This window comes from Bacillus sp. FSL K6-3154 (genome assembly GCF_040869395.1).
Classification (GTDB): Bacteria; Bacillota; Bacilli; order Bacillales; family Bacillaceae; genus Bacillus; species Bacillus safensis.
Map to the genome: position 1 here is coordinate 2,663,840 of NZ_CP152033.1, position 19,830 is coordinate 2,683,669.

Annotated in this window: 21 protein-coding genes; 10 read left to right on the forward strand and 11 right to left on the reverse strand. The window is 39.9% G+C overall.

The features are described from left to right. The first annotated feature begins 16 nt into the window (after positions 1-16). A complete protein-coding gene (locus tag MHH61_RS13680; protein WP_024425292.1) occupies positions 17-1,429 on the forward strand; it encodes a SpoVR family protein in 1,413 nt (470 codons plus the stop codon). A 47-nt stretch (positions 1,430-1,476) separates the two neighbouring features. On the opposite strand, the gene MHH61_RS13685 is transcribed toward MHH61_RS13680, so the two are convergent. Then, entirely contained in the window at positions 1,477-2,841 is a 1,365-nt protein-coding gene (locus MHH61_RS13685; protein ID WP_125587331.1) for an alkaline phosphatase, read from the reverse strand. Between the two features lie 353 nt (positions 2,842-3,194). On the opposite strand from MHH61_RS13685, the gene MHH61_RS13690 reads away from it, so the two are divergent. Together MHH61_RS13690 and MHH61_RS13695 are read left to right on the forward strand one after the other, a co-directional pair. After that, entirely contained in the window at positions 3,195-4,025 is an 831-nt protein-coding gene (locus MHH61_RS13690; RefSeq protein WP_024426592.1) for a C40 family peptidase, read from the forward strand. Between the two features lie 452 nt (positions 4,026-4,477). Continuing rightward, entirely contained in the window at positions 4,478-5,878 is a 1,401-nt protein-coding gene (locus MHH61_RS13695; RefSeq protein ID WP_024425289.1) for an amino acid permease, read from the forward strand. Positions 5,879-5,942: 64 nt separating this feature from the next. Here the strand turns inward: MHH61_RS13695 and MHH61_RS13700 are convergent, their stop codons facing one another. From MHH61_RS13700 to MHH61_RS13710, 3 genes are read right to left on the reverse strand one after another with little or no spacing between them, the layout of a single operon-like run. Beyond that, complete coding sequence (locus tag MHH61_RS13700) at positions 5,943-6,233, reverse strand: hypothetical protein (RefSeq protein WP_024425288.1); 291 nt, start codon at positions 6,231-6,233, stop codon at positions 5,943-5,945. Next, positions 6,221-7,279, reverse strand: a complete 1,059-nt coding sequence (locus MHH61_RS13705; RefSeq protein ID WP_024426591.1) for an anti-sigma factor — start codon at positions 7,277-7,279, stop codon at positions 6,221-6,223. Before MHH61_RS13705 ends, MHH61_RS13700 begins: the two co-directional genes overlap by 13 nt. Beyond that, a complete protein-coding gene (locus MHH61_RS13710; protein ID WP_024425287.1) occupies positions 7,272-7,763 on the reverse strand; it encodes a sigma-70 family RNA polymerase sigma factor in 492 nt (163 codons plus the stop codon). Before MHH61_RS13710 ends, MHH61_RS13705 begins: the two co-directional genes overlap by 8 nt. 371 nt (positions 7,764-8,134) lie before the next feature. Between MHH61_RS13710 and MHH61_RS13715 the strand changes: the two genes are divergently transcribed. Then, positions 8,135-8,737, forward strand: coding sequence for a 1-acyl-sn-glycerol-3-phosphate acyltransferase (locus tag MHH61_RS13715; protein WP_024425286.1), 603 nt, complete (start codon positions 8,135-8,137; stop codon positions 8,735-8,737). 246 nt (positions 8,738-8,983) lie between these two features. Here MHH61_RS13715 and MHH61_RS13720 read toward each other — a convergent pair whose 3' ends face one another. Beyond that, positions 8,984-10,315, reverse strand: coding sequence for a hemolysin family protein (locus tag MHH61_RS13720; RefSeq protein ID WP_087975657.1), 1,332 nt, complete (start codon positions 10,313-10,315; stop codon positions 8,984-8,986). Positions 10,316-10,373: 58 nt separating this feature from the next. Further along, positions 10,374-10,814 carry a MerR family transcriptional regulator gene (locus MHH61_RS13725; RefSeq protein WP_034667702.1) on the reverse strand — a complete coding sequence of 147 codons (441 nt, stop codon included), beginning with the start codon at positions 10,812-10,814 and terminating at the stop codon, positions 10,374-10,376. A 337-nt stretch (positions 10,815-11,151) separates the two neighbouring features. On the opposite strand from MHH61_RS13725, the gene MHH61_RS13730 reads away from it, so the two are divergent. Both MHH61_RS13730 and MHH61_RS13735 read left to right on the forward strand, forming a co-directional pair. Beyond that, positions 11,152-12,534 (forward strand): hemolysin family protein, encoded by a 1,383-nt coding sequence (locus MHH61_RS13730; protein ID WP_025093319.1) that lies wholly within the window; start codon positions 11,152-11,154, stop codon positions 12,532-12,534. Positions 12,535-12,624: 90 nt separating this feature from the next. Continuing rightward, positions 12,625-13,017, forward strand: coding sequence for a hypothetical protein (locus tag MHH61_RS13735; protein WP_024425732.1), 393 nt, complete (start codon positions 12,625-12,627; stop codon positions 13,015-13,017). Here MHH61_RS13735 and crcB (MHH61_RS13740) read toward each other — a convergent pair. Genes crcB (MHH61_RS13740) through MHH61_RS13750 form a run of 3 tightly spaced genes read right to left on the reverse strand, consistent with a single transcriptional unit; the run spans position 13,014 to position 14,494 of the window. Next, positions 13,014-13,376 carry a fluoride efflux transporter CrcB gene (gene crcB, locus MHH61_RS13740; protein ID WP_125587330.1) on the reverse strand — a complete coding sequence of 121 codons (363 nt, stop codon included), beginning with the start codon at positions 13,374-13,376 and terminating at the stop codon, positions 13,014-13,016. The genes MHH61_RS13735 and crcB (MHH61_RS13740) overlap by 4 nt on opposite strands. Further along, positions 13,377-13,772 carry a fluoride efflux transporter CrcB gene (gene crcB / locus MHH61_RS13745; protein WP_024425734.1) on the reverse strand — a complete coding sequence of 132 codons (396 nt, stop codon included), beginning with the start codon at positions 13,770-13,772 and terminating at the stop codon, positions 13,377-13,379. A gap of 5 nt (positions 13,773-13,777) precedes the next feature. Beyond that, complete coding sequence (locus tag MHH61_RS13750; protein ID WP_125587329.1) at positions 13,778-14,494, reverse strand: glycerophosphodiester phosphodiesterase family protein; 717 nt, start codon at positions 14,492-14,494, stop codon at positions 13,778-13,780. 305 nt (positions 14,495-14,799) lie between these two features. Between MHH61_RS13750 and MHH61_RS13755 the strand changes: the two genes are divergently transcribed. The 3 genes from MHH61_RS13755 (at position 14,800) to MHH61_RS13765 (ending at position 16,915) form a co-directional block, all read left to right on the forward strand. Next, the gene (locus MHH61_RS13755) at positions 14,800-14,901 is read left to right on the forward strand and encodes a YhdX family protein (RefSeq protein ID WP_017360338.1); all 102 of its coding nucleotides are present in this window, start codon (positions 14,800-14,802) and stop codon (positions 14,899-14,901) included. Between the two features lie 164 nt (positions 14,902-15,065). Then, a complete protein-coding gene (locus MHH61_RS13760) occupies positions 15,066-16,154 on the forward strand; it encodes a mechanosensitive ion channel family protein (protein ID WP_024425736.1) in 1,089 nt (362 codons plus the stop codon). A 14-nt stretch (positions 16,155-16,168) separates the two neighbouring features. Continuing rightward, the gene (locus tag MHH61_RS13765) at positions 16,169-16,915 is read left to right on the forward strand and encodes an NAD-dependent protein deacylase (RefSeq protein ID WP_125587328.1); all 747 of its coding nucleotides are present in this window, start codon (positions 16,169-16,171) and stop codon (positions 16,913-16,915) included. Between the two features lie 40 nt (positions 16,916-16,955). On the opposite strand, the gene MHH61_RS13770 is transcribed toward MHH61_RS13765, so the two are convergent. Further along, a complete protein-coding gene (locus tag MHH61_RS13770) occupies positions 16,956-17,810 on the reverse strand; it encodes a polysaccharide deacetylase family protein (RefSeq protein ID WP_034282235.1) in 855 nt (284 codons plus the stop codon). A 296-nt stretch (positions 17,811-18,106) separates the two neighbouring features. Between MHH61_RS13770 and dat the strand changes: the two genes are divergently transcribed. Beyond that, entirely contained in the window at positions 18,107-18,964 is an 858-nt protein-coding gene (dat, locus tag MHH61_RS13775; protein WP_125587327.1) for a D-amino-acid transaminase, read from the forward strand. Positions 18,965-19,009: 45 nt separating this feature from the next. Here the strand turns inward: dat and MHH61_RS13780 are convergent, their stop codons facing one another. Beyond that, positions 19,010-19,516, reverse strand: coding sequence for a universal stress protein (locus MHH61_RS13780; RefSeq protein WP_025093324.1), 507 nt, complete (start codon positions 19,514-19,516; stop codon positions 19,010-19,012). Positions 19,517-19,830: the final 314 nt, after the last annotated feature.

Below are 19,830 nucleotides of genomic sequence, written 5' to 3' on the forward strand. Positions count from 1 at the left end.
AGGAGGGATGGTTTCCTTGAGCGTATCTGAAAAACGTCTTTTACAAAGAGCGATTGATGAAATTACAGAAATTGCAGAAGGATTTGGTCTAGATTTTTATCCGATGAGATATGAAATCTGTCCCGCGGAAATTATTTATACGTTCGGTGCATATGGAATGCCAACACGATTCAGCCACTGGAGCTTTGGGAAGCAATTTCATAAAATGAAGCTTCATTATGATCTAGGGTTAAGTAAAATTTATGAACTTGTCATCAATTCAAATCCTTGCTACGCCTTTCTACTTGATAACAATACGCTTGTTCAAAATAAATTAATTGTGGCTCATGTATTGGCACACTGTGATTTCTTCAAAAATAATTGCCGTTTCCAAAACACAAAACGAGATATGGTCGAAAGCATGTCAGCAGCGGCAGAGCGGATCAAAGAATATGAGCATATCCACGGGACAAAAGAAGTCGAGTCCTTTTTAGATGCCGTATTGGCTATCCAAGAGCATATTGATCCGTCCCTTGTTCGATCAAAATTAAGCTGGAATATGGACGATGAAGAAAGTGAAGATGATAAACCAAAACGTCAAACGCCATATGATGATTTGTGGGGAATGGATGAGCCGAAAACGCGTGAGAAAAAGAAAACCGTAAAGCAGTTTCCGCCAAAGCCGGAAAAGGATCTTTTACTCTTTATTGAGGCGCATTCCCGCGAGCTGGAGCCGTGGCAGCGGGATGTCCTTACCATGCTGAGAGAAGAAATGCTCTATTTTTGGCCGCAGCTGGAAACAAAGATTATGAATGAAGGCTGGGCATCGTATTGGCACCAGCGAATTATGCGGGAGCTTGATTTGGATTCAAGTGAATCGATAGAGTTTGCGAAATTAAATGCAGGTGTGGTGCAGCCATCTAAAACAGGCATCAATCCTTACTATTTAGGGCTGAAGATTTTTGAAGATATCGAAGAGCGCTATAACAACCCGTGTGAAGAATTAAAAAAAGCAGGGGTCACAGAAGGATCTGGCCGCAGTAAAATGTTTGAAGTCAGAGAAATTGAGTCAGATATTTCCTTTATTCGAAACTACTTAACGAAAGACCTTGTGATGAGAGAAGATTTGTACTTGTTTCAAAAGCAGGGGAGAGACTATAAAGTCATTGATAAAGAATGGAAGGCGGTTCGTGATCAGTTAGTCAGTATGAGAGTGAATGGCGGCTTTCCGTATTTGACCGTGATCGATGGCGACTATTTAAAAAATAACGAACTTTATATCAAGCATTGGTATGAAGGCATTGAACTTGATCTGAAATACTTAGAAAAAGTCCTTCCGTATTTATATCAGCTGTGGGGAAGAAGTGTGCATATCGAGTCCGTTCTTGAAGGAAAAGAAGTGATGTTTTCTTATGATGGAAAAGGGGTTCATAGGAAATATCTTGCATGAAAAAGACCAAAAAAGATGTCTCTTAGCAGACATCTTTTTTGTCCATTTTATTGGTTTTTCAGCAGTTTGAAAATGTGTTTTGCTTGATCGGTATTTTCCATTAGACCTTTTAGCTGCTGGCTTGTTGGGCCATACGCAAAGAATGGAACTTCATCACCGGTATGGCCAGATGTTGTCCAGCCTGTATGGGATCTTGTATTGATCACTTCTTCAATCGCATCATCAATTTTAACAGTATCCTTTGTTTCAGCGGCCTTTTGAATAGATGCTATTTCTTCTTTTGTGAAATCAAGATTGATATATTGTTTCAGGGCTGACTCGACAGGCATGCCGCTGACAATTTTGTTTGCGATAAAGTCAGGCGTTTTTTTCGCTGCTTTTACCGGTTTGTAATCCCAGCTCCCTGAACCGTCTGCTCCGAAGGAAAGTCCGCCAGTTGAATGATCCGCGGTCGTGATGACTAACGTGTTTTTATCCTTTTTCGCAAAACGAATCGCTTCTTCAAATGCTTTTTCAAAATCCTTCATTTCACTCATCGCACTGACAATATCATGATCATGTCCAGCCCAGTCAATTTGACTGCCTTCGACCATAAGGAAAAATCCTTTTTTGTTTTTAGACAGCTGTTTGATGGCTGAGGATGTCATGTCTTGCAGGGAAGGGGTCGTTTGATCACGATCAATGGCTTTATCGAGACCTCCATCGGCAAAAATGCCTAACACTTTTTCATTTTTGTTTTTTTGTAAGGCGGCTTTATTGGTGACATAATCATAACCGGCTTGTCTGAATTCCTTCGTCAGATCACGATCCTTTCGGACAAAGTCGACAAGTCCTCCGCCCAGCATGACATCGACTGTATGCTGTTTTCCGATTTTCTCATCGAAGAAGTCATCAGCGATGGCTGCAGTGTTTTTCCTAGACACATCGTGAGCGGCATACGCAGCAGGCGTAGCATTTGTTAATTCAGATGTCACGACAAGACCCGTCGATTTTCCTTTTCGTTTGGCTTCTTCTAAAACGGTTTTTAGTTTTTTGCCGTTTTTGTTTACACCAATGGCATTGTTGTATGTCTTTTTACCAGTTGCCATGGCTGTACCAGCTGCTGCTGAATCGGTAATGTTATTTTTAGAGTCGTCAGGGTATGTTTTGTGCATGCCAGTGAGGTAAGGGTCAAACGCTGTTTGCTTTGAAAGGTCACCGTTGTGTTTAAATGAGCGGTAAGTTGAAAGATAAGGTGTTCCCATGCCATCTCCAATCAGCACGATCACATTTTGCACGTCATTTTTCGGCTTCTTTTTAGCCTCAGCTTTGTCAGCTTGTCCAAATTCAATCCCTGAAAAAATGCCAATCGATAGCACAGATGCTACTGCCACTGCAGCGATTTTCGTTTTCGAGCTTTTCAACACACTCATTCATTTTGCCTCCTCATTGTTTATGTATCGCTCTTACGTTTACAATGGTAGAGCAGAAGTGTGGATTCCTTTTTACAGCACCGTAAAGTTCACTTTAAAATTGTAAAGGTCCACTTTACATAGAATGAACCAAAAAGAGAAATGAATGTATCATTTATCCATGACAAGATGCGATTATTTTGTCATGATTGTGTAATAAAAATGAAATAAAAAGAACCCTAAAAAAAAATAAATTTTGCCGAATTAATAAGCATAATGTCGTAGGAAGTCAAGACTATTTCTTCTGGTATTTGATCCTTATAATAGGGAGTAGATAAAAATTCGGATCAGATAGATACATACAGGAGGAACAAATGAAAAAACAATTGATCACAGCTGCAAGTGCAGTTCTACTTGGGACGACATTATTTGCCGGAGCTGCCTCAGCACAATCAGTAAAAGTTCAAAAAGGTGACTCTCTTTCTGTTCTAGCGAAAAGATACAAAACAAGCGTGAGCAAAATTAAATCAGACAATAAGCTGAAATCTAACGTGATTTATGTTGGACAAACCTTAAAAGTGAATGGCACTTCTTCGAAAAAAGCAGTGAAGACATCAAAAACAACAACAAAAGTAAAAACGGCTTCAGCAACTGCCACTCATAAAGTTGTCAAAGGTGATACATTATCTAAGATTGGCAAAAAATACGGGATGACTGTGAAAGAGTTGAAATCGTTAAATAAACTTAAAACAGACCTCATTAAAATCGGGCAAAAGCTAAAGGTGAAAAAGACGTCTAAAGTAAAGACGAAACCTGTGAAAGAAAAAACAGTCTCTACTTCTTCCTTAAACACGTCTAAGCTTATAGCAGATGCTAAAGCGCAAAACGGTACTCCATATAGATGGGGTGGAACGACACCGAAGGGCTTTGATTGCAGCGGATTTATGTGGTATATCATTAACAAACAAAAAAAGATTTCAAGACAAACAACTGAAGGTTTCTGGGGATCGATGAAAAGTGTATCCAAACCAAAGGCTGGAGATTTTGTCTTCTTTACAACGTATAAATCGGGTCCATCTCACATGGGTGTCTACCTTGGGAACAATAAGTTTATCCATGCTGCTTCTGACGGTGTAACGATCAGTGATATGACATCAAGCTATTGGAAGCCTATTTATCTTGGAGCGAAAACATTTGTAAACTAATTCATTTTAAGAGACTGCTATGAAGCAGTCTCTTTTTTCATATATCATTTATGCCGCAGAACTGGTCTTTTTCTCATAGATCACTATCAGTCTAAAGGCTTTAAAATAACATAATTGTGGACCCGCTTTTAAAAAAAGGGTCTTATTTTTGTTGAATAATAAGTATATGAAAAAAATATAATCTTCCATGTTGTATAATAAATAGCGGGAGACAAACTATCAATTGAATAAGGATTGAAGAAAATCTAACCGTTTTATTGACAATATTTTCGTTGATATATAAGAATTTTCACTCTATTTTTAAAAAAAGTGTTTTCATTTTTTAATTTTCATATATAATAATTTTACGCCACCAATTTATTGCGCTAAATTTAATCTAAATATTCAGAAAATATTGTGAATTATATGAATGTGGCGTCTTTAGACTGATACTAAGTTTTGGGAGTGATGGTATGAGCAATTCATTGTTTAGAAAAAAGAGCATTTCAGAGCTCATTGCGGCAACACAAGGGGAAAAAGCATTAAAAAAGGAATTGGGTTCATTTGATTTAACCATGCTGGGCATTGGAGCCATTATCGGGACAGGGATATTTGTTCTAACAGGTACAGGAGCCGTCACTGCGGGGCCAGGACTTGTGCTATCATTTGTCATCGCAGGTCTTGCTTGTTTGTTTGCAGCACTGTCATATGCGGAATTTGCTTCCACAGTGCCTGTATCAGGGTCTGTGTATACATTTACGTACGCATCAATGGGGGAATTTCTAGCATTCATCATTGGATGGGATTTAATATTAGAATATATGCTGGCCGCTAGTGCCGTTTCAGCGGGCTGGTCAGGCTATTTTGTGTCTTTTTTAAATGGGATAGGGATTCATATACCAGTTGAGTTAACAGCAGCACCAGGTGGTTTAAAAGGGCAAGTGACATATTTTAATCTTCCAGCATTTATTATTTTAATGGTCATCACCTTCCTGCTGTACTTTGGTATTAAAGAATCAAAACGAGTCAATAACATCATGGTTATTATGAAAATTGCTGTGATTCTGCTCTTTATTTTAGTCGCTGTGAAATATGTAAAACCTGAAAACTGGACACCATTTGTTCCATTTGGGACATCAGGGGTTTTAAGTGCAGCAGCCCTCGTATTCTTTGCATTTATCGGGTTTGATGCAGTTGCTTCTGCGGCAGAGGAGACAAAAAATCCATCACGCAACCTGCCTAGAGGGATTATTACTTCCTTATTGATTTGTACACTGCTTTATGTCGTTGTCAGTGCGATTATGACGGGCATCGTTCCTTTCATGAATTTTGAAGGAGTATCACATCCAGTGTCTCTCGTTTTACAAGTAGCCGGACAAAACTGGGTGGCTGGTATTGTGGATGTCGGAGCGATTCTAGGGATGACAACCGTAATGCTTGTCATGCTGTACGGCCAGACACGCGTGATGTTTGCTATGTCTCGTGATGGCTTAGTGCCAAAGGTATTATCAAAAGTTCACCCAAAGCATAAAACACCTTACATCAATACACTGTTCTTCGGTACATTGTCAGCATTAATGGGTGGATTTATTCCACTTGATGAGCTGGCAAGCCTAGTGAATATCGGGACACTTTCAGCATTTATTTTGATTTCAGTGGCGGTCATTGTGATGAGAAAAACGCAGCCGGACTTACCACGAGCTTTCAGATGCCCAGCAGTTCCGCTTATTCCGATCTTGGCTATTCTATCTTGCGGATTGCTCATTTATAAGCTTGGTGCAATCACCTTTGTTCGTTTCTTAATCTGGCTTGCCATTGGGCTGGTTGTGTATTTCTTATATTCAAGAAAGCATTCAGAATTGAATAAAAAGTAAATGAAAAAAGCCCATGCTGCTTGGCATTAGTCAAGTAACATGGGCTTTTGCTTTTGAGTGCTGATTAAAAACCTAATTGAAGATCGACATCGATTGATACGATGGCATAGACACAAACAATGACAAAGATATTCAGTACGACACCGAGGAAACCTGGACCCGTACGGCCTTTTTTAATGAACAGTTCAATAATGCCAAATGGAACTGCGGCCATTGCAAAAGGAAGCATTTGAAAAGAATAAAATGTCACGTTGCTGATAATGGCGAGGTTTAGCATGAGCAGGGATAATATCGCTGTGCCGACAGAAATCCAGCCAAATACATTATGCTCTTTAAAAATTCTTACCAATTCCATAATTCCACCTCGCTCACTTTTGCCGTTTTAATGCGTTTTGTCTTTACAAATTTCTCAATTTCTTTAGAAGGTCCAGTGACCACAGAGCCATAAACGGTGACGCCATTTTGATCGATATAGCGTATACGATTAGACAGATCAAGATCAGGTCTGCCAGAGATCGTTGTTGCCCATGTCGGGTGCTGATTAACATAAGCAAGGGCATCTTTGAATTGATCTACCTCAGTTTTTGATGTGTGCTGAAGCTCTTTTAAAAATTCAGAGTCCTTCCCAGGAAAGCCGATTGGCCGCTGATTTCCACTTAATGAATCCTCTGTTTTAATCGCATTCCACAGCACTTTCATATCATATTTTTTAGCAAAGGAATAAATATCCTTTGGTGTGTAAGCTCTGTCATAGGATACATACACTTCACTTACTGTTCCTTCAGGAAGCTTGTCTAACGTAGTGAGTGTTTGTTTTTTTGAGGCATCTGCCTGCGCCGAAGGATGGGTAAAGAAACCCTCCGTTTCGCGTGCGCTGTCACCATAATAAGAGATAGTAGGCTGCTTTAATTTATCGAAAAACATCTCGATTTGTTCACTGCCAATGGCTTCTGTTTTATTGCCAATTTGCTTTTGCAGCTTCAATTCGGTGTTCATTCCAAAAAGCTTGACCTGACCTTTTAAATCCTTCATATCAATGGCCACGTTTGGTTTGGTCAAAGCGACGGTGACAGCCGCTGTTTCCATGAAGTGATTGCCTTTGCTCTCGGCTCCGCCAACGCCGTAGTATAAATAACTTCCTAATGTACAAAGCGGTAAAATAATGAGTGTTGATATGACAGCAAGTACGGAAATACGTAAATATGACTTTCTTTTTCCGTATTGTAGAATGGCTTTTTGCTTCTCAGGACTGATGGAAAAATCTGTCCAATCCGAGTCGTTCAGTTCCTGGCTTAAGCGTTTTTCGTTTTCTTCAAGCTCTTCCTCAAACGCTATCATTTCTTCCTCATTCATCTCACCATTATTATATTGTTCCCATCGCTTGTTAAACTCTTCATTCATCATTAACACCTCTGTTGTAAAGTGCTTTTAGGCGCTGCCTTGCACGAAATAAAACACTTTTGAAATTTGCTTCAGTAATATTCATGACCTTGGATGCTTCCTTGTAATTTAGTTCTTTTAAATAATACAATGTCAACGCTTCCTTGTAGTTATCTGGAAGCTGCTCTAAATACATGGTGAGGACTTCCTTTATTTCAACCTGTTCAGCAGGGCTTTGTACAGACGTTTGTAAAAGACCGCCAATGAGGTCATCCGATATGGTCACTTCTTTTTTATGTTTCCTGACATAATCAATAAAAGCATTTCGTGCCACCTGAAATAACCAAGGTTTCACTTTGCTATGGTCGTAGGAATGAATATGTATATACGCACGCATAAAGGTTTCCTGCAATAAGTCTTCTGCCAAATGTTTGTCTTTTGTCATGGAGAGCAGAAACCTGTAAACATCGTTCATATACATTTGATAAATTTCATCGATCGTCACTGATTTTTCTCCCCTCTATGTTATACACGCATAAGAAAGGCATAAAGTTGCACGAAACTTCTCATTACCGTACATTACTCATTTCTTTCGCCGAATCAAAATCATTTCTCCTTATCATAGCGAAATTTGCATCATTTATAAAGTATTTTCAATAGAACAAATCAGGAAAAAACATCGAAAAACGACAAAATTGGACACAATTCCTATTCTATTCTCCCCTAAAACCTTGTGCTTGAATACAGGCAGAACGTTCATTTTTAAACGAAAAAAATAGGGAGGATTGGACTGTGTACAAATTTTTAGTACCAGGTAATAAAAAATTTGTTATAATAGAGACAAATCCTTCATTCTTCAAACAAAGGAAGTGCACTATGTATAAATTTTCAGGCTATACCGTCAAACTATTATTTGGTCTCCGAGGTGGAATCAAAGTATATCAAAAAGAGAATCTGCCAACTGATCGGGGTTTTGTCATTGCTTGTACACATGAGGGTTTTGTGGATGTTCTTGCATTAGGCGCAGGAATTCTTCCGTTTGAGATCCATTACATGGCGAAAAAAGAATTGTTTGCAAATAAATGGATCGGTGGATTTTTAAAAAAGATTCATGCCTTTCCTGTTGATCGAGAGAATCCTGGGCCAAGTAGTATTAAAACGCCCATTAAATTATTAAAAGAGGGAAAGATCGTTGGGATTTTTCCAAGCGGAACACGTACAACAGAGGATGTTCCTCTAAAAAGAGGGGCGGTTACCATTGCGCAGCTCGGTAAAGCGCCAATTGTTCCAGCCGCATACAAAGGACCTTCAAATGCGAAAAGTCTTTTCAAAAAAGGGAAAATGCGCTTAATCATCGGTGAACCGATTGAGCTGTCTGAATTTGACCATCTGCCGCCAAAAGAAAGATTAGGTGCCATGACAGAAGTATTAAACACAAGAATCAAAGAGCTAGAAGCTCAATTAATGGAAAAGGCATAAGAAAAACGACCGCTTGCTTAGGCAAGGGTCGTTTCAGCGTGTAGACAAACCCTCGCTTTCGGTGTCAGTCCTGCGTGCCGGTGCTCACGAATGCTCAATTCGCTCCGCTCTGGTACTCGTCCTTCCTAGACTTCAAAGGTTTTCTATCACGCTGAAAAAGAAGACAAAGGGCTAAAATAAAAATCATTTTAGCCCTTTGTCCACAATGTGAAACGCCCACTTGCTTAAGCAAGTGGGCGTTTTTTGTTACGAAGCGCCTTCTTCAGCTGCTTCTAATAATTGTTCATTTAACTTTTTTACTTCGATGTATGCCACATGGTGTCCATCGACTTCATTAATAATAAATTCATAGCCTTGTTCACGAATGGCGTCATTTTTCTCTACTTCATATTTCTGAGTAAGGAACCAGCCGCCGATTGTGTCGACCTCTTCATTATCAAGCTGTGTACCTAATAGCAGGTTGACTTGATCAACAAGAACCTTGCCATCAAAGATGTAATGGTCTTCTCCAAGTTTACGCACTTCGTTGATTTCATCAATGTCGAACTCATCACGAATTTCACCAACGATTTCTTCAAGGATGTCTTCAACGGTCACAAGACCTGCTGTACCGCCATATTCATCTGATAAAATGGCCATGTGTACACGTTCACGCTGCATCTTGAGCAGTAAATCATGAACAGGAACCGTTTCAATCACATGAATAATCGGATTTACAAACTTTTCGATCGTATCGCTTGTAGAGCACTCACCGCTAATGCAGGCAGTGAGAACCTCTTTAATGTTAAGAACACCGATAATGTTGTCTTTGTCGCCATCTTCAATTGGATAACGTGTATATTTCTCTACCTTTGTTACCTTCAGCATTTCCTCAATGGTAATATCATGAGGGAAGCTGACAACTTCGGTACGAGGAATCATAATTTCTTTCGCCAGACGGTCATCAAATTCGAAAATTTTATTTACATATTTGAATTCAGACTGGTTAATCTCGCCGCTCTTATAGCTCTCTGATAAAATAATCCGCAATTCTTCCTCAGAGTGCGCCATGTCATGCTCAGATACTTGCTGAAGACCGAACGCTTTCGTTAACAAACGAGCAGATCCATTTAATACCCAAATGAACGGGAACATCACTTTGTAAAAGATCATCAGTGGTCTAGCAAAAAGAAGGGATACTTGCTCAGCCTTTTGAATGGCGAGTGTTTTCGGTGCAAGTTCTCCAACGACAACGTGTAAAAACGTCATGATACTAAACGCAATAATAAAAGTGACAATAGAACTAGCTGATTGAGGAATGGACAACTCTGCAAAGAGCGGCGCAAGCATATGCGCAATTGTTTCTTCCCCTAACCAACCAATACCAAGGGCGGTAATGGTAATACCAAGCTGACAGGCTGATAGGTACTCATCAAGGTGAGTCGTTACATGCTTGACAGCAACTGCTGTTTTATTACCTTCTGCGATTAACTGATCAATTCTTGAGCTTCTTAAGCGAATGATCGCAAACTCTGATGCAACGAAAAACGCGGTTAAAGCTATAAGTAAAGCAACTATGAGTAAATTAACTATGTCCAATTAAGGCCTTCGTTCTGACTTTGAGAACGAAGGTAACACCTCCTGTTTAGTAAAAATTTTAACTTAACAGCAGTAAAAATGATTGGACAGCCGTCATTTTTTCAGGAGTAAGCTGCTCTTTTAGTTTTTCACGTTGTTCTGGCTGAAGCTGCTTACAACGTGCCAAAATGCGGTCCATATGCTCATTCATCCGATCGATATCAGAGGTTAAATGGACAAGTTCATCATGATCTTCCTTTTGAGAAGGGAATTGTTCATCTAATCTGGATTTGATGTCAGAAAGAGCCAATCTCTGCTGTTTGCAAAGAACGATTAATTGTAATCGTTTTAAAGCATATTCATCGTAATAACGATAATTTGAGCAAGATCTAACAGGCGCAAGCAAACCTAGATTTGTATAATAATCTACAGTTCGTTTCGTCACCTGTGCAATCTGTGCTAGTTCACCAATACGATACTTTTTCTCAGCCCCATCTGAACATCTCCTCCTAACCGTCACGTTATAGTTTATGAAAATAGTTTAATATAATTCTAGTCTGAAACACAAGTTAATTGTTCATATTTCCTGCCAATAAGAAGAAACAGAGGAGGATTTCCCTCAATTTAGTCAGTCATGTCAAAAACAGCATGATGATACAGGAATTTTCAGATTATTTATGGTAAGATAAAATGAATACCGTTTCATATATATGTAGAGAGGCGGAATTTTACGTGAACCGGAGGTGGTTAAGTGGGGCCCTCAATGTAGTCTTATTTAATCAGTTAACCGTTTTGCAAAACATAACATCATCAATCAGGAGGTGACTCCTTGTTCTTCTAAGAAAGAGCAAGGTTAAATGGACGATATTGTTAATCTGAGTATAGTCGGTGTTTTGATTGCTTTAACAGCTTTCTTTGTTGCATCTGAATTTGCCATAGTAAAGGTGAGAAGTTCAAGAATTAATCAGCTTGTTGCCGAAGGGTCCAAAAAGGCCATCATGGCGAAAAAGGTGACATCAAGGCTAGATGAATATTTGTCAGCCTGTCAGCTCGGTATTACAGTGACATCCCTTGGTTTAGGGTGGATTGGTAAGCCGGCTGTGAAAGAACTTTTGGTTCGAGGTTTTGGTTTGACAAACATTCCTGATTCAGCAATCAGCCTGATCTCAGCAACACTTGCGTTCTCTATTATTACCTTTTTGCATGTAGTTGTAGGTGAGCTTGCACCAAAAACGCTTGCCATTCAAAAGGCGGAAAAAATGACACTATGGCTGTCAGGCCCGCTGCATGCATTTTATATCCTTATGTTCCCTTTCATTTATGTGTTAAACGGGTCAGCACGTCTGCTAACTAAAATGATGGGCATCGATATGGGGTCTGAAAAAGAACATTCCCATTCTGAAGAGGAACTGAAGATTTTATTATCTGAGAGCTTAAAAAATGGGGAAATCAACCCTTCAGAATATAATTATATGAACAAGATTTTCGATTTCGATAATCGAATTGCCAGAGAGATCATGGTACCGCGGCGAGAAATTTGTGCGATTCCAGAAGATATGCCGTTAGATGATATCCTCGCCATCATGACGCAGGAAAAGTATACACGTTTCCCTGTGTTTTCAGGAGATAAAGACCATGTCATCGGCATGCTGAACAAAAAGCAGCTCTTTGCAGATCTTGTGTATCAAGGTGAAAAAGATCAACTGAAAATTCAAGATTATATATATCCAGTGATTGAGGTTATCGACACGATTCCTATTCAAGAGCTTCTCGTCAAGATGCAGCGTGATAGAATGCATATGGCGATCTTAACTGACGAATATGGCGGAACGTCTGGACTTGTCACAACGGAGGATATTTTAGAAGAGATTGTCGGAGATATTCGAGATGAATTCGATGAAGATGAACAGCCAGTGATTCAAAAAAGAGCCGATCATCATTATGTTTTAGATGGCAAAGTGAGATTAGATGAAGTTCAAGATTTGATCGAGATCTCTTATCATGATGAGGAAATTGATACAATCGGGGGACTCATCTTAAAAGAGAATATTGATATCAGAGAAGGACAATCCGTCTATCTTGATGATATTCGAATGAAAGTGCTGGAAATGGATGGACGCTACGTTAAAAAGATTGATTTGAAAAAAGGCGTCACATCGGCAGAAAAAGGCAGTGCACGCACTGGGCTTGATATAAAGGAGCCGCTGCTAGTAAACGAAATGACCTTGAGCGAAAAATAAGCTCAAGGTTTTTTTAGGTATTTAGTCTCTTTTTTACGAATGTACGTTCGGTATATAATAAGAACAAACGTTCGATAGAGGGGGATGGACATGCTTTGGTATGAAACAGCAAGTATCACGGAGAAAAAAACCTCAATGAAACGAATTGAGTTTCATTTAAAGAATTTCAAAAATTATCAAGCAGCAATCTTAAATATCGAAAGGCAGCTTGAAAAAAGAAGCCCGCATCATCTCGACCACATGACACGGAAAAAGTTAGAAGAGCAAAAAAATCAGTATGAACTCATCGTTGCTTGTATTGAAACGGCATTAAAAGAGTTGGACGAAATAGAGCAGCAGCTCATCGATTACAAATATTTTCGAGATTGGCGGATGGCAAAGTGTGCAATGGAAATTGGCTATAGTGAAAAAACACTCTTTTTGATGAAGCGCCAGCTGATGGATCAGCTGCTCATCAGCTTAGCTGCTATTACCAATATTTAAAGATGCTGTCCTATTTGATAAAACGTAGCAAAGAGACATAAAGACCCGATGATTGTGACCAATAAGTAGACAACAAGTTGTCCAATTTGCCGCTCATGCAGCATGGACGCAGCCTCTACACTAAATGTAGAGAAGGTTGTAAAACCACCGAAAAACCCAGTACCAATGATCATTAGCAGCGGATCATTATCAGTTACTGCACCTGTCAGTAAACCTAAACCGGCAGCGCCGAGTAAGTTGATGAGAATAATACTATACGGGAAACGAGTATGAAACTTGGTTTTCTGAATCGATTGACTGAGGAAAAAACGAAGGGCACTGCCTATCCCGCCGGCAACAGCTGTATAAAATACAATCATTTATCTGCTTCCTTTCGGCTGCTCATCTTGTTGAAAGAGGCGCTGAGCGGTGATCAGTCCACATAAGGCAGCGCCCACTCCAGCAATCACTGAGAGTAGAATGTACATGATACTTGATGTGAACAGTCCATCCTGTAATAAGAGAACCGTTTCTTTAGAAAAAGTGGACATTGTCGTAAAACCACCGCAAAATCCTGTTCCGATCAAAGCAGCAAGATATTTTTTTCCTTTCCGAAACATAAAATACCCTGTTGAAAAGCCAAGAAGCAGACTGCCTGTCATGTTTTCAATCAGTGTTGCATAGGGGAATGTCTGGCTGACAACGGATTGGCTAAGTTCATATCTGCAAAGAGTACCAACCAATCCACCGATAAATACGGCGAGATATGCTTTCATTTACATCATTTCTCCTTTAGAAAAAATGGCGGGTGATCCGTCACCACTCCATCAATGTGGTATGTTTTCATCCTGTCGGCTGTTTTTTGATCTTTCACTGTCCATATAAAGACATCCATTCCAAATGAGTGGATGCGATCAATCCACCATCTGCTGATCATCGTTTTCTTCATATTAAGACAATCCGCAAAGGAGCTGTACTCCGCTAATTTCCTTTTCGTCAGTTTAAAGGCAGAGGGTTTTATAATAAAAGCTGTTCGAAGAGAAGGGGCGTAAGCTTTGACTCTTTGAAGTGCATTGGCATCAAAAGATTGAACCATGATGTGACGGGAATAGGCAAACCGGTTGATGATGTCGACAACTGCCTTTTCAATCCCAATCTGCCGTTTTGGATGCTTGATCTCAATCAGTATCCCGACACGCTGACTGTATCTTTCAAGAATTTCCTGTAAGGTGGGAATTCGTTCGTTGGCGTACTGAGAATGAAACCAGCTTCCTGCATCCAATTTCTTCAGCCGATCAAGTGTATAACCTTTCACTAAGCCGCTTCCGTTACTCGTTCGATCAACAGTATCATCATGGATGACGGCTACGTGCTGATCCATTGTCAGCTGGACGTCTAACTCAATATAATCCGCACCCTGCTGAACAGCTAAATCAAATGCGGCGATTGTATTTTCTGGGGCAGCGCTTGAAGACCCTCTATGCGCGATAATATACACATGCTCCAGCTCCTGACATAAGTTCTGGTCTTATCATATCAAATTTTTGCTGTTTTTCCTTCTTTACTATATGGTACGAGGGAGAGCTGTATGTAATGGAACATGGCATATGGTGAGAAAGCATCGTGTATGAAAGGTGAAAAGTTGCAGGAATATCCCAAGCTCTTATTGAGTAAATCTGAACTACATCATTTTTTCTTCGATCAATTTTGTCCAAATCGTCAGCGTTCGTCAAAATATTAGTGCTTTCGTCATGTTGACTGAAAATTCTGATGTTTTATAATGATGAAAAGGAGGCGAGATGATTGGGTAAAGGGAGAATTAGAGTGGAAGAACGTATTAAGGCCGAAACGGATGCTGAAATGTTTAAAGCGACTCTCCTTGATCAGGCACAGAAGAAAAAGTAGTTTGCTGCCCGTCGATATGTCTCTAGCCAAAATTTCATATTTGAACTTCATGCCTCGGGATCAGTCCCGAGGCTTTTTATGTAGAGGTCAGACATTTAAGAGAGGACATGAACGAAGGTTATATTATAAACTAGAGAGGATTGTTTTAAAGGAGAGAGACAGACATGTTTACACAAAAATGGATGGATACATATTTTACAGTAGATATTGCGATCCAAATTGGTATTAGCCTTTGTATTTTATTGCTTTTTTTATTGCTTCGGAAAGTATTTACGAAGTATTTATTTCAGCTTCTGTTTAGGCTGACGAATCGGTCTAAAACAGAGGTCATTAACCAAATTGTTGTGGCATTTGAAAAACCAGCCAGGCTGTTTTTCGTGGCACTTGGTTTATATTTTGCGTTAAGACAAGCGCCATACTTTGAGCATCATATGGATGTCATCATTAAATTGTATAGATCTTCTATTATATTGATGCTGACGTGGGGGCTTTGTAATTTAACCGCTGCATCTTCTTTCTTGTTTCAAAAGGTCAATTCGAAATTTGAATTAGATATGGATGATATTTTAGCACCATTTTTATCAAAGGTACTTCGCTTCATTATTATTGCACTGAGTATTAGTGTCATTGCACAAGAATTTAATTATGACGTAAATGGACTTGTGGCAGGTCTCGGTCTAGGTGGTCTAGCCTTTGCGCTCGCCGCGCAGGATACAGTGGCTAACTTTTTTGGAGGGATTGTTATCATTACAGAGAAGCCTTTTACGATGGGCGACTTTGTGGAGACACCAAGTGTTCTTGGGACTGTGGAGGACATTACATTTCGAAGTACAAGGTTTCGAACACCTGCTGAAGCCGTCGTGACCGTTCCGAATTCTACGCTTTCAAAGGAGCCAATCACAAACTGGACAAGAATGAATAAACGTCAGATCACGTTCTCTGTTCGCGTTTCTTACAATACACCAAAGGAAAATATTGATCAGTGTATTAAGCGTCTCAAACAGATGCTTCACGAGCATGATGGTGTGCATAAGGAGACAATCATGGTAAATCTCGATGTACTGGCAGACAGCTATTTGAACTTGTTTTTCAACTTTTACACAAACACGACAGCTTGGTCTGAAAACCTTGATATTAAGCAGGATATTAACTATCGCATCATAGATATTTTCCACGAGGAAGGCGTAGAATTTGCTTTCCCTGGTCAGGCCATTTATATGAAACAAAAAGGTGAGAAGCAGCTGGGTGAATAAAGGAGGAATGGTGAGTGGACCAAACAAAGGTGGATGTGTTAAGAGAGAAATTATCGCAGGCTTCACATATCACAGTACTCTCAGGTGCAGGTATGAGTACAGAATCGGGTATTCCTGATTTTAGATCAACGGGTGGTCTGTGGACAGAAGATACTTCCCGCATGGAGGCGATGAGCCGGTCCTACTTTTTATCAAACCCTCATCAATTCTGGCCAAAATTTAAAGAATTGTTTCAAATGAAAATGAGTGGAGAATATGAGCCAAATAGCGGGCACACCTTTTTAGCCAGCCTTGAGCAACAAGGGAAGCATGTGGATATTTTTACCCAAAATATTGACGGTCTTCATAAAAAGGCGGGAAGCCAGCATGTATATGAACTCCATGGCTCCATTCAAACGGCCACTTGTCCATCGTGTCAGGCGGTATATGATCTGCCTTATTTATTAAAAGAAGAGGTGCCGGTCTGTCAAAGGGTTTCCCCAGACGGCAGTACGTGTGGACGTGTGCTAAAAACAGATGTTGTTCTTTTTGGAGATATGGTCAAACATCTTGATCAAGTGGAGACATCACTTCAGAAAACGGACATGCTGCTCGTCATGGGGACTTCCCTAGAAGTAGCGCCAGCAAGATATATTCCAGAAGATGCAGCTCATGATCCTTCCATCTTCATGGTGATGACGAATTTGAGTGAAACAGAATTCGATCCGCTTTTTGATCTTGTCTTTCATGAGCGAATTGGCGATCTCGTGAAAGCTTTATAAATCATTAAAAAACCCGCATCCTAAAGGTGCGGGTTTTACTTTATTGCTGCAGCGGCTTCATTGTTTCATCAAGGACTTCAAATGTATAGCCCTTTGCCTTTAGCTGCGTGATTAAGCTGCTTAAGTATTTTGCCGTCGCCGGCTGATCATGCATTAAGATGATTTTTGGTTCTTTTGGATATTTTGTCTCCAGCACTTGCAGCTGATTTAATACCTCTGGTACATATTTTGAGCTTTTATATTTCCAGTCAAGACTGTCAATGGTCCAGTCCCAGTAGACAAAGCCTTTTTGTTTTAAACGTGCTTTTTGCTGATCGGTTAAATTTGGGGTGCTGCCATAAGGTGTTCTTACAAGATGGGTATACTCACCTGTGACAGAAGCCAAAATGCGCTGATCTTCCTTCATCTCGTTAACAGGAGAATCACTTTTTTGATAAAAGCGTTTCACATCATGGGTAATACCATGAAGCCCTAATTGATGACCTTCTTGATGGAGTCTTTTCACAGCTGCCGGGTGTTCTTTAATCTGCGGTCCGAGCATAAAGAATGTGGCTTTCACTTGATGCGCTTTTAGCACATCTAACAGCTGATTTGAAGTCGCTGATGGACCATCATCGAAGGTTAAAAAGATCGTTTGATCCGTTACATGTTTATTTGAATGGATCTTAAAATGTGCATCTAATGTTTTCCGAGAAGCATCTTTTGCTTTCATACTAGTACTTGTGTCCCTAAATTGACTGCTCGCAGACAATTTCGCCGGCTGATCTGCTGCCTGCATATTGGTTTTGGACATATCCCAAATAAAAAAGAGGATTAGTGTCAGGATGACAAAACCAATCGCCTTTGAGAGCAGCATTGTGTTTGAAGGTGTCTGTTTTTTTTTAACCCGTTGCATTACAATCGCTCCAATAAATCAAAAATTTGTGTCGAATCATGTAGTAGATTCTGTCTTTTTCCGCTGTTTTTTGTCATGTTTATATGGTGTCAGTATACAGGAAAAAAGAGCCTATGAATATAGAAGTTGCTAAAAAATTGGAATCTTTTTGGTTATGAATCTATATTTGTTACAATAGAAGGTTATCCATTTCTTATGATGTGAAATAATTCTGAATAATCATTGAAACGTACCCATTTATCCGCTAAGATAGCATCAGATTCAACCATTAATGCAAAGCGAAGGGGAGATTCCATATGAAAGTATTGTACAATGGAGATTTCATTGAAAAAAAGGATGCACATGTTGATATTGAGGACAGAGGCTATCAATTTGGTGACGGAGTCTATGAGGTCATCCGTGTATACAATGGTACTTTGTTTACGTTAAAAGAGCATACAGAGCGTCTGTTCAAGAGTGCAAAGGAAATTGGCATTCATCTGCAAGGTACAGTATCTGATATGGAAGAAAAGTTACAACAGCTCGTCGCTCACAATCAATTAACAGATGGCGGTGTGTATATTCAAGTCACGCGGGGTGTCGCCCCTCGTAAACATCAATATAGTGATTCTCTTACTCCTCAAATCACGGCATATACGTTCCAGGTGAAAAAGCCTGTTCAAGAGCAGAAAGCTGGGGCAAAGGCCATTTTATCTGAGGATCTTCGCTGGTTAAGGTGTGATATCAAAAGCTTAAACCTTTTATATAACATCATGGAAAAGCAGAAAGCATCTGAAGCTGGTGCGTTTGAAGCAATCCTTGTGAGAGACGGTTTTGTGACCGAGGGAACCTCCTCGAATGTATATGCCGTGATTAATGGCGTGATTCGTACTCACCCTGCAAACAATCTCATTTTAAACGGCATTACTCGTAGAAAGCTGCTGGAGGTATGTGAGGAAGAAGGGTGTACTGTTGAAGAAACTCGTATAAGCAAAGAAGAACTGCTGCGCGCTCAGGAAATTTTCATCAGCTCGACGACAGCTGAAGTCATTCCGATTGTTGAAATAGATGGCGAGCCAGTAGGGGAAGGCGTTCCGGGCAAGCTGACAAAGCGCGTACAGGAAGGCTTCCAGCAAAAAATTAAACATGAAAGTGAAGCATCGATCTCTTCATAAATAAAAAAGGCTGTAAACTAATGTTTACAGCCTTTTGTGATGCATTTATTTCACAATAAGCACAGGTATATCTGATTTTGCTGATAACTTTTCACTCACACTGCCAAACAGCATTTTTTTCAATCTGCTTTGGTCACGTGCTCCCATGACGATGAGGTCTGCTGATATTTCCTCCGCATATTCGATAATCGCTTCCGCTGGTTCTCCCTCTACAATTTCAATGGCAGCCTCAAACTGCTCCTCATTTAAAAGCATTCTTGCTTCCGCAACGACCTCTTCTGTATGGTCTTCAAAAATCAAGGGACTTTGCTGTTCATCATGAGGTACATATACAGGGGGTGTTTGAAGATCTGCCGTACCGCCGCCGATATAAGCTCCGCCAGTCATTGGGCGCGGCACATCAAACACCTGTCTGTCTGTTTTGCCATCATGTGCATAGGTAACGGTCAGCTTGGCATGTAAGGTTTTAGCTAAAGCGATTGCCTTTTTTAATGCTTTCTTACTGTCTTCATGTCCATCAAACGCTACGACCATCCGATCAGCTTGAAACAATGTCCTCATTCCTTTCAAAAGGAGTCTTTACACTCATGGTATACCCGTTAATAGAAAAAGATACACATGAAGGAGAATGATTTTTGTTAGAAAATTTCATTTATTGAAAAATATTTATTGACAAAATAGTGACAGCCACTATAAGATAAAAAAAGATTCAAGAGCCAAAAGGAGGAAATGTCATGTGCAACATTGGAAGAATGAAATCAAACTGCATGAATGGGTTGATTCACGTGACAATTACACCTTCATTGGTCATGGAAAAGGAACTCGTCTGTTCCAATTGATCGGATGAATCAAGGCGTATGTTGCGT

What these genes read in the sequence shown, in the direction of transcription:
- MHH61_RS13770 (WP_034282235.1), bottom strand. Translation starts at nt 17,810, where the DNA reads ATGCAACGGGTTAAAAAAAAACAGACACCTTCAAACACAATGCTGCTC.
- crcB (WP_125587330.1), bottom strand. Translation starts at nt 13,376, where the DNA reads ATGATTGTATTTTATACAGCTGTTGCCGGCGGGATAGGCAGTGCCCTT.
- MHH61_RS13690 (WP_024426592.1), top strand. Translation starts at nt 3,195, where the DNA reads ATGAAAAAACAATTGATCACAGCTGCAAGTGCAGTTCTACTTGGGACG.
- MHH61_RS13685 (WP_125587331.1), bottom strand. Translation starts at nt 2,841, where the DNA reads ATGAGTGTGTTGAAAAGCTCGAAAACGAAAATCGCTGCAGTGGCAGTA.
- dat (WP_125587327.1), top strand. Translation starts at nt 18,107, where the DNA reads ATGAAAGTATTGTACAATGGAGATTTCATTGAAAAAAAGGATGCACAT.
- MHH61_RS13705 (WP_024426591.1), bottom strand. Translation starts at nt 7,279, where the DNA reads ATGAATGAAGAGTTTAACAAGCGATGGGAACAATATAATAATGGTGAG.
- crcB (WP_024425734.1), bottom strand. Translation starts at nt 13,772, where the DNA reads ATGAAAGCATATCTCGCCGTATTTATCGGTGGATTGGTTGGTACTCTT.
- MHH61_RS13730 (WP_025093319.1), top strand. Translation starts at nt 11,152, where the DNA reads ATGGACGATATTGTTAATCTGAGTATAGTCGGTGTTTTGATTGCTTTA.
- MHH61_RS13700 (WP_024425288.1), bottom strand. Translation starts at nt 6,233, where the DNA reads ATGGAATTGGTAAGAATTTTTAAAGAGCATAATGTATTTGGCTGGATT.
- MHH61_RS13735 (WP_024425732.1), top strand. Translation starts at nt 12,625, where the DNA reads ATGCTTTGGTATGAAACAGCAAGTATCACGGAGAAAAAAACCTCAATG.
- MHH61_RS13760 (WP_024425736.1), top strand. Translation starts at nt 15,066, where the DNA reads ATGTTTACACAAAAATGGATGGATACATATTTTACAGTAGATATTGCG.
- MHH61_RS13695 (WP_024425289.1), top strand. Translation starts at nt 4,478, where the DNA reads ATGAGCAATTCATTGTTTAGAAAAAAGAGCATTTCAGAGCTCATTGCG.
- MHH61_RS13715 (WP_024425286.1), top strand. Translation starts at nt 8,135, where the DNA reads ATGTATAAATTTTCAGGCTATACCGTCAAACTATTATTTGGTCTCCGA.